This window comes from Acinetobacter sp. 826659 (genome assembly GCF_000588515.1).
In the GTDB taxonomy this organism is placed as follows: domain Bacteria; phylum Pseudomonadota; class Gammaproteobacteria; order Pseudomonadales; family Moraxellaceae; genus Acinetobacter; species Acinetobacter pittii.
In genome coordinates this window covers 24406-31266 of sequence record NZ_JFYD01000013.1, presented here as the reverse complement: position 1 = coordinate 31266, position 6861 = coordinate 24406, and the positions used below count along the sequence as shown (strand labels likewise).

General features: G+C 46.2%; 2 tRNA genes, 3 rRNA genes and 1 pseudogene. All 6 read right to left on the bottom strand.

The features are described from left to right. Positions 1-94, bottom strand: a 5S ribosomal RNA gene (rrf, locus tag J663_RS18095); the annotation flags it as partial. Between the two features lie 186 nt (positions 95-280). Then, positions 281-3171 (bottom strand): 23S ribosomal RNA (locus tag J663_RS18090). A gap of 352 nt (positions 3172-3523) precedes the next feature. Beyond that, positions 3524-3599 (bottom strand) — tRNA-Ala (locus J663_RS18085). A gap of 55 nt (positions 3600-3654) precedes the next feature. Continuing rightward, a tRNA-Ile gene (locus tag J663_RS18080) sits at positions 3655-3731 on the bottom strand. Between the two features lie 59 nt (positions 3732-3790). Next, positions 3791-5328: ribosomal RNA gene (locus J663_RS18075) — 16S ribosomal RNA — on the bottom strand. A gap of 443 nt (positions 5329-5771) precedes the next feature. Next, positions 5772-6858, bottom strand: a pseudogene (locus tag J663_RS18070) (DUF6670 family protein). Positions 6859-6861 lie beyond the last annotated feature (3 nt).

The window sequence follows — 6861 nt, the reverse complement described above, 5'->3', positions numbered from 1 at the left end:
ACATGGGTAACCCCACACTACCATCAGCGCTAAGAGGTTTCACTTCTGAGTTCGGGAAGGGATCAGGTGGTTCACTCTTGCTATGGTCGCCAGCACAACTGTTTATGGATACTTGCTTCGTTTTATTCACTGTGTGATACGTTGCGTTTTCCAAATCTTTACAGATGGGCTGATTGGTCTGATTTTCGTTGTTCATTTTAGCTAAGTGTTTAACTAAATCAAGTTGCTTTGCATATTTATGAATTGATTGATGCTTCATATACAACTGCTTGGGTGTTGTATAGTCAAGCCTCACGAGCAATTAGTATTGGTCAGCTTCACATATCACTATGCTTCCACATCCAACCTATCAACGTCCTAGTCTCGAACGGCTCTTTAGAGGAATAAATTCCTAGGGAAATCTTATCTTGAGGTAGGCTTCCCGCTTAGATGCTTTCAGCGGTTATCCCTTCCGAACATAGCTACCCGGCGATGCGACTGGCGTCACAACCGGTACACCAGAGGTTCGTCCACTCTGGTCCTCTCGTACTAGGAGCAGATCCTCTCAAATTTCCAGCGCCCACGGTAGATAGGGACCGAACTGTCTCACGACGTTCTAAACCCAGCTCGCGTACCTCTTTAAATGGCGAACAGCCATACCCTTGGGACCTGCTTCAGCCCCAGGATGAGATGAGCCGACATCGAGGTGCCAAACACCGCCGTCGATATGAACTCTTGGGCGGTATCAGCCTGTTATCCCCAGAGTACCTTTTATCCGTTGAGCGATGGCCCTTCCATACAGAACCACCGGATCACTAAGACCTACTTTCGTACCTGCTCGACTTGTGGGTCTCGCAGTTAAGCGCGCTTTTGCCTTTATACTCTACGCGTGATTTCCGACCACGCTGAGCGCACCTTCGTACTCCTCCGTTACTCTTTAGGAGGAGACCGCCCCAGTCAAACTACCCACCAGACACGGTCCTCGTCCCGGATAACGGGACAGAGTTAGAACCTCAACATTACCAGGGTGGTATTTCAAGGACGGCTCCATTGGAACTAGCGTTCCAACTTCAAAGCCTCCCACCTATCCTACACAAGTAAGGTCAAAGTTCAGTGTCAAGCTGCAGTAAAGGTTCACGGGGTCTTTCCGTCTAGCCGCGGGTACACTGCATCTTCACAGCGATTTCGATTTCACTGAGCCTCTGCTGGAGACAGCGCCGCCATCATTATGCCATTCGTGCAGGTCGGAACTTACCCGACAAGGAATTTCGCTACCTTAGGACCGTTATAGTTACGGCCGCCGTTTACTGGGGCTTCGATCAAGAGCTTCGCTTACGCTAACCCCATCAATTAACCTTCCAGCACCGGGCAGGCATCACACCCTATACGTCCACTTTCGTGTTTGCAGAGTGCTATGTTTTTAATAAACAGTTGCAGCGGCCTGGTTTCTGCGGCTGTCGTCAGCTCAGGAAGCAAGTTCCATCACCAACAACAGCGTACCTTCTCCCGAAGTTACGGTACCATTTTGCCTAGTTCCTTCAGCAGAGTTCTCTCAAGCGCCTTGGTCTACTCGACCTGACCACCTGTGTCGGTTTCGGGTACGATTCCTGTGTAACTGAAGCTTAGAGACTTTTCCTGGAAGCATGGTATCAGCCACTTCGCTGTACAAGTACAGCTTGCTATCGGATCTCAGTATAGAGTACCCCGGATTTGCCTAAGATACATACCTACATCCTTCCACCTGGACAACCAACGCCAGGCTGACTTAACCTTCTCCGTCCTCTCATCGCATTACACAGAAGTATTGGAATATTAACCAATTTCCCATCGACTACGCCTTTCGGCCTCGCCTTAGGGGTCGACTCACCCAGCCCCGATTAACGTTGGACTGGAACCCTTGGTCTTTCGGCGAACGGGTTTTTCACCCGTTTTGTCGTTACTCACGTCAGCATTCGCACTTCTGATACCTCCAGCATACTTCTCAATACACCTTCATCGGCTTACAGAACGCTCCCCTACCACTTGACTAATGTCAAATCCGCAGCTTCGGCACATAGTTTTAGCCCCGTTACATCTTCCGCGCAGGCCGACTCGACTAGTGAGCTATTACGCTTTCTTTAAAGGGTGGCTGCTTCTAAGCCAACCTCCTAGCTGTCTATGCCTTCCCACATCGTTTCCCACTTAACTATGATTTTGGGGCCTTAGCTGGCGGTCTGGATTGTTTTCCTCTTGACTACGGACGTTAGCACCCGCAGTCTGTCTCCCGGATAGTACTCATAGGTATTCGGAGTTTGCATCGGTTTGGTAAGTCGGGATGACCCCCTAGCCGAAACAGTGCTCTACCCCCTATGGTATTCGTCCGAGGCGCTACCTAAATAGCTTTCGGGGAGAACCAGCTATCACCAGGCTTGATTAGCCTTTCACCCCTATCCACAAGTCATCCCCTGGCTTTTCAACGACAGTGGGTTCGGTCCTCCAGTTAGTGTTACCCAACCTTCAACCTGCTCATGGATAGATCGCCTGGTTTCGGGTCTATACCCAGCAACTAAACGCCCTATTAAGACTCGGTTTCCCTACGGCTCCCCTATACGGTTAACCTTGCTACTGAATATAAGTCGCTGACCCATTATACAAAAGGTACGCAGTCACACCACGAAGGTGCTCCCACTGCTTGTATGCATGCGGTTTCAGGATCTATTTCACTCCCCTCACAGGGGTTCTTTTCGCCTTTCCCTCACGGTACTGGTTCACTATCGGTCAGTCAGGAGTATTTAGCCTTGGAGGATGGTCCCCCCATATTCAGACAAGGTTTCACGTGCCTCGCCCTACTCGTCATCATTATGTGTGCCCTTTCGTGTACGGGAATATCACCCTCTACGTTCGCACTTCCCAGAGCGTTCCACTAAAACACACATAACTTAATGGGCTGATCCCCGTTCGCTCGCCGCTACTGAGGGAATCTCAATTGATTTCTTTTCCTAAGGGTACTGAGATGTTTCACTTCCCCTCGTTCGCCTTGCAACACTATGTATTCATGTTGCAATACCTACCTTAAAGTAGGTGGGTTCCCCCATTCAGAAATCTCCGGATCAAAGGATATTTGCCGCCTCCCCGGAGCTTTTCGCAGGCTATCACGTCTTTCATCGCCTCTGACTGCCAAGGCATCCACCACATGCACTTAATTACTTGACTATACAACCCCAAACAGTCGTCAACACCTACAAGTGAGTGTTGTCCGTGCGATTCTTCATCGCTACTATCTGTTGTCTGTGTACTTAAACACTGTACAGCTTCAATCTAAATTCATATACCAAAACGCTTGATTCAGTTAATTTGCTAGTTCTCAATTCATCTAGATTAATTGCTTAATCTAAACTCTTGAGTGAACAATTTATTTCAGACTCAATTTTGCCAATCTGTTAATGAATAAACACGCCTTCGTCAGGTCATGCTTAATACCGTGATACTTAAATCACAGAAGTTAATAAACCAAGACCGAAATCTCTATTTACTAATTTCTGTAATCCGAACTTCTCTTAAGTTCTGGTGGAGACTAGGAGAGTCGAACTCCTGACCTCCTGCGTGCAAAGCAGGCGCTCTACCAACTAAGCTAAGTCCCCAGCTTACATCATCAGTCATGTATCTTTTATCTATAACTTCAACCAGTCAAAGTCATGGTGGGTCTGACAAGACTTGAACTTGTGACCCCACGCTTATCAAGCGTGTGCTCTAACCAACTGAGCTACAGACCCTCAGATACATCTATGAAGAACAACTTGTTGTGGATTCTTACCAATCGTCAATCTTTCGTTAAGGAGGTGATCCAGCCGCAGGTTCCCCTACGGCTACCTTGTTACGACTTCACCCCAGTCATCGGCCACACCGTGGTAACCGCCCTCTTTGCAGTTAGGCTAGCTACTTCTGGTGCAACAAACTCCCATGGTGTGACGGGCGGTGTGTACAAGGCCCGGGAACGTATTCACCGCGGCATTCTGATCCGCGATTACTAGCGATTCCGACTTCATGGAGTCGAGTTGCAGACTCCAATCCGGACTACGATCGGCTTTTTGAGATTAGCATCCTATCGCTAGGTAGCAACCCTTTGTACCGACCATTGTAGCACGTGTGTAGCCCTGGCCGTAAGGGCCATGATGACTTGACGTCGTCCCCGCCTTCCTCCAGTTTGTCACTGGCAGTATCCTTAAAGTTCCCGACATTACTCGCTGGCAAATAAGGAAAAGGGTTGCGCTCGTTGCGGGACTTAACCCAACATCTCACGACACGAGCTGACGACAGCCATGCAGCACCTGTATGTAAGTTCCCGAAGGCACCAATCCATCTCTGGAAAGTTCTTACTATGTCAAGGCCAGGTAAGGTTCTTCGCGTTGCATCGAATTAAACCACATGCTCCACCGCTTGTGCGGGCCCCCGTCAATTCATTTGAGTTTTAGTCTTGCGACCGTACTCCCCAGGCGGTCTACTTATCGCGTTAGCTGCGCCACTAAAGCCTCAAAGGCCCCAACGGCTAGTAGACATCGTTTACGGCATGGACTACCAGGGTATCTAATCCTGTTTGCTCCCCATGCTTTCGCACCTCAGCGTCAGTGTTAGGCCAGATGGCTGCCTTCGCCATCGGTATTCCTCCAGATCTCTACGCATTTCACCGCTACACCTGGAATTCTACCATCCTCTCCCACACTCTAGCTAACCAGTATCGAATGCAATTCCCAAGTTAAGCTCGGGGATTTCACATTTGACTTAATTAGCCGCCTACGCGCGCTTTACGCCCAGTAAATCCGATTAACGCTTGCACCCTCTGTATTACCGCGGCTGCTGGCACAGAGTTAGCCGGTGCTTATTCTGCGAGTAACGTCCACTATCTCTAGGTATTAACTAAAGTAGCCTCCTCCTCGCTTAAAGTGCTTTACAACCATAAGGCCTTCTTCACACACGCGGCATGGCTGGATCAGGCTTGCGCCCATTGTCCAATATTCCCCACTGCTGCCTCCCGTAGGAGTCTGGGCCGTGTCTCAGTCCCAGTGTGGCGGATCATCCTCTCAGACCCGCTACAGATCGTCGCCTTGGTAGGCCTTTACCCCACCAACTAGCTAATCCGACTTAGGCTCATCTATTAGCGCAAGGTCCGAAGATCCCCTGCTTTCTCCCGTAGGACGTATGCGGTATTAGCATTCCTTTCGAAATGTTGTCCCCCACTAATAGGCAGATTCCTAAGCATTACTCACCCGTCCGCCGCTAAGATCAGTAGCAAGCTACCTCTCTCCGCTCGACTTGCATGTGTTAAGCCTGCCGCCAGCGTTCAATCTGAGCCATGATCAAACTCTTCAGTTAAAATCATTTTGCACCTTATTTAAAGACAAGGTGCCAATTCTGGCTCATCAATTACTGACTTAAATTTCGCTCAAATAAACTTCGAGTAATTTAAACCAATCAATCAATGAAAATTATTTCGATTAATCAATCAGTAAAAATCCACACAAGTTGTTCTTCAATTCTCTTAATGATCTTCTTCCTGGTTCGTCACCAGCAAGCTAGGTCGGCTATATTACTCTTAATCTCTTAAAAGTCAACAGGTAATTTCGATATTTTTAAAACTCATCTCTCAAACCAACTTACCATCAAATTCATCACTTAAAGTAATCAACTTAATCACAAGTAACTGTTTTTCAACAAGTTTCTATCTACATCACCGCCGATGGATGTGCATTATAGACCATCTCATTCCCTTTGCAATACCTTTTTTAATATTAGTGCAACAACAGTTCGCTTTTTAATCAAAAATGATAAAAATAGTTATTTTTTATATAAACATGGTTGTAAAAGCATCAATTTATCTAAAATTTTCTCGTCTTGATTCTTTTCTTGCCATCTAAGTGGGCGACAATCAATATATTCACAGTACCCACCCTCTCCTTGCAGACACTGCTCATTCCAGCTTAATTGATATTGAAAGCTTCCCACATATCCCGCCGCCAAACCAAACTTATAGTCACCTCGGCTTTGTGCATAAAGTTCAAAAATTATTTTTCCATTTTTCTCACATTGCCAAGAAAACTCCCTAGGCAAGTACATCTCTTTACCATTCGGTGTTTTAACCTTTGGATAAACTCGGTGGATATGTAAATTTACGTCTTCTGTAAAACTTTCAACAGGCTTCCCAAATTCTTGAATATCTAATCTTGAACATAGGATGATATTCCACTGATTTCTTATTTGTAAGAATGTAAGCTGCGTCGTTTCATTTAAGTTAATAATTTGGCATGTATAGAAACATAAAGATAAGAACGGCAAGTGCAAAGCTCGCGCGTGTTTAAATCGTCCCAACCCTTCAATTTGATATTTATGTCCTTTATAAAAAATTTCACCTTCACATATACATATTGTTGACCAATAGTCAGAAACACCCCACTGCAAAGCAGAGGCATTAGATATATTTTCTGGAATCTGAATTGTAAGATCACATCCCATTTCTGGATCTAATCGCTGAAGGCGAATCATGGGAATTTGCCATTGAATCAGGTCGGTTTTATCAAATTGATATAGCGTCGAATCAAACTGGCATTGGCGTCGAATAGAATATGTTTTTAAATGTCCCACACTATGTTGGCTATTACTTACAAGCACTGTTGCAGTGTCGATAGCTGAAGTTGTAATGCTGTGGGTGTTATAACACAGAGGAATACGTGGCTGTCCCACTAAACTAATATAATTAAAATAACGAAGTGGGGTTGGTAAATTTGGAAGGATCAAGCCTTGATAAACAATTTTAAAAAAGCCACGAGAAGGTTGATAAACAACCCCCTCTTTAGCATTAGGGCCCAGCTGCTGTAATTGATTAATTTCACTTATCAACTTAGGCATACT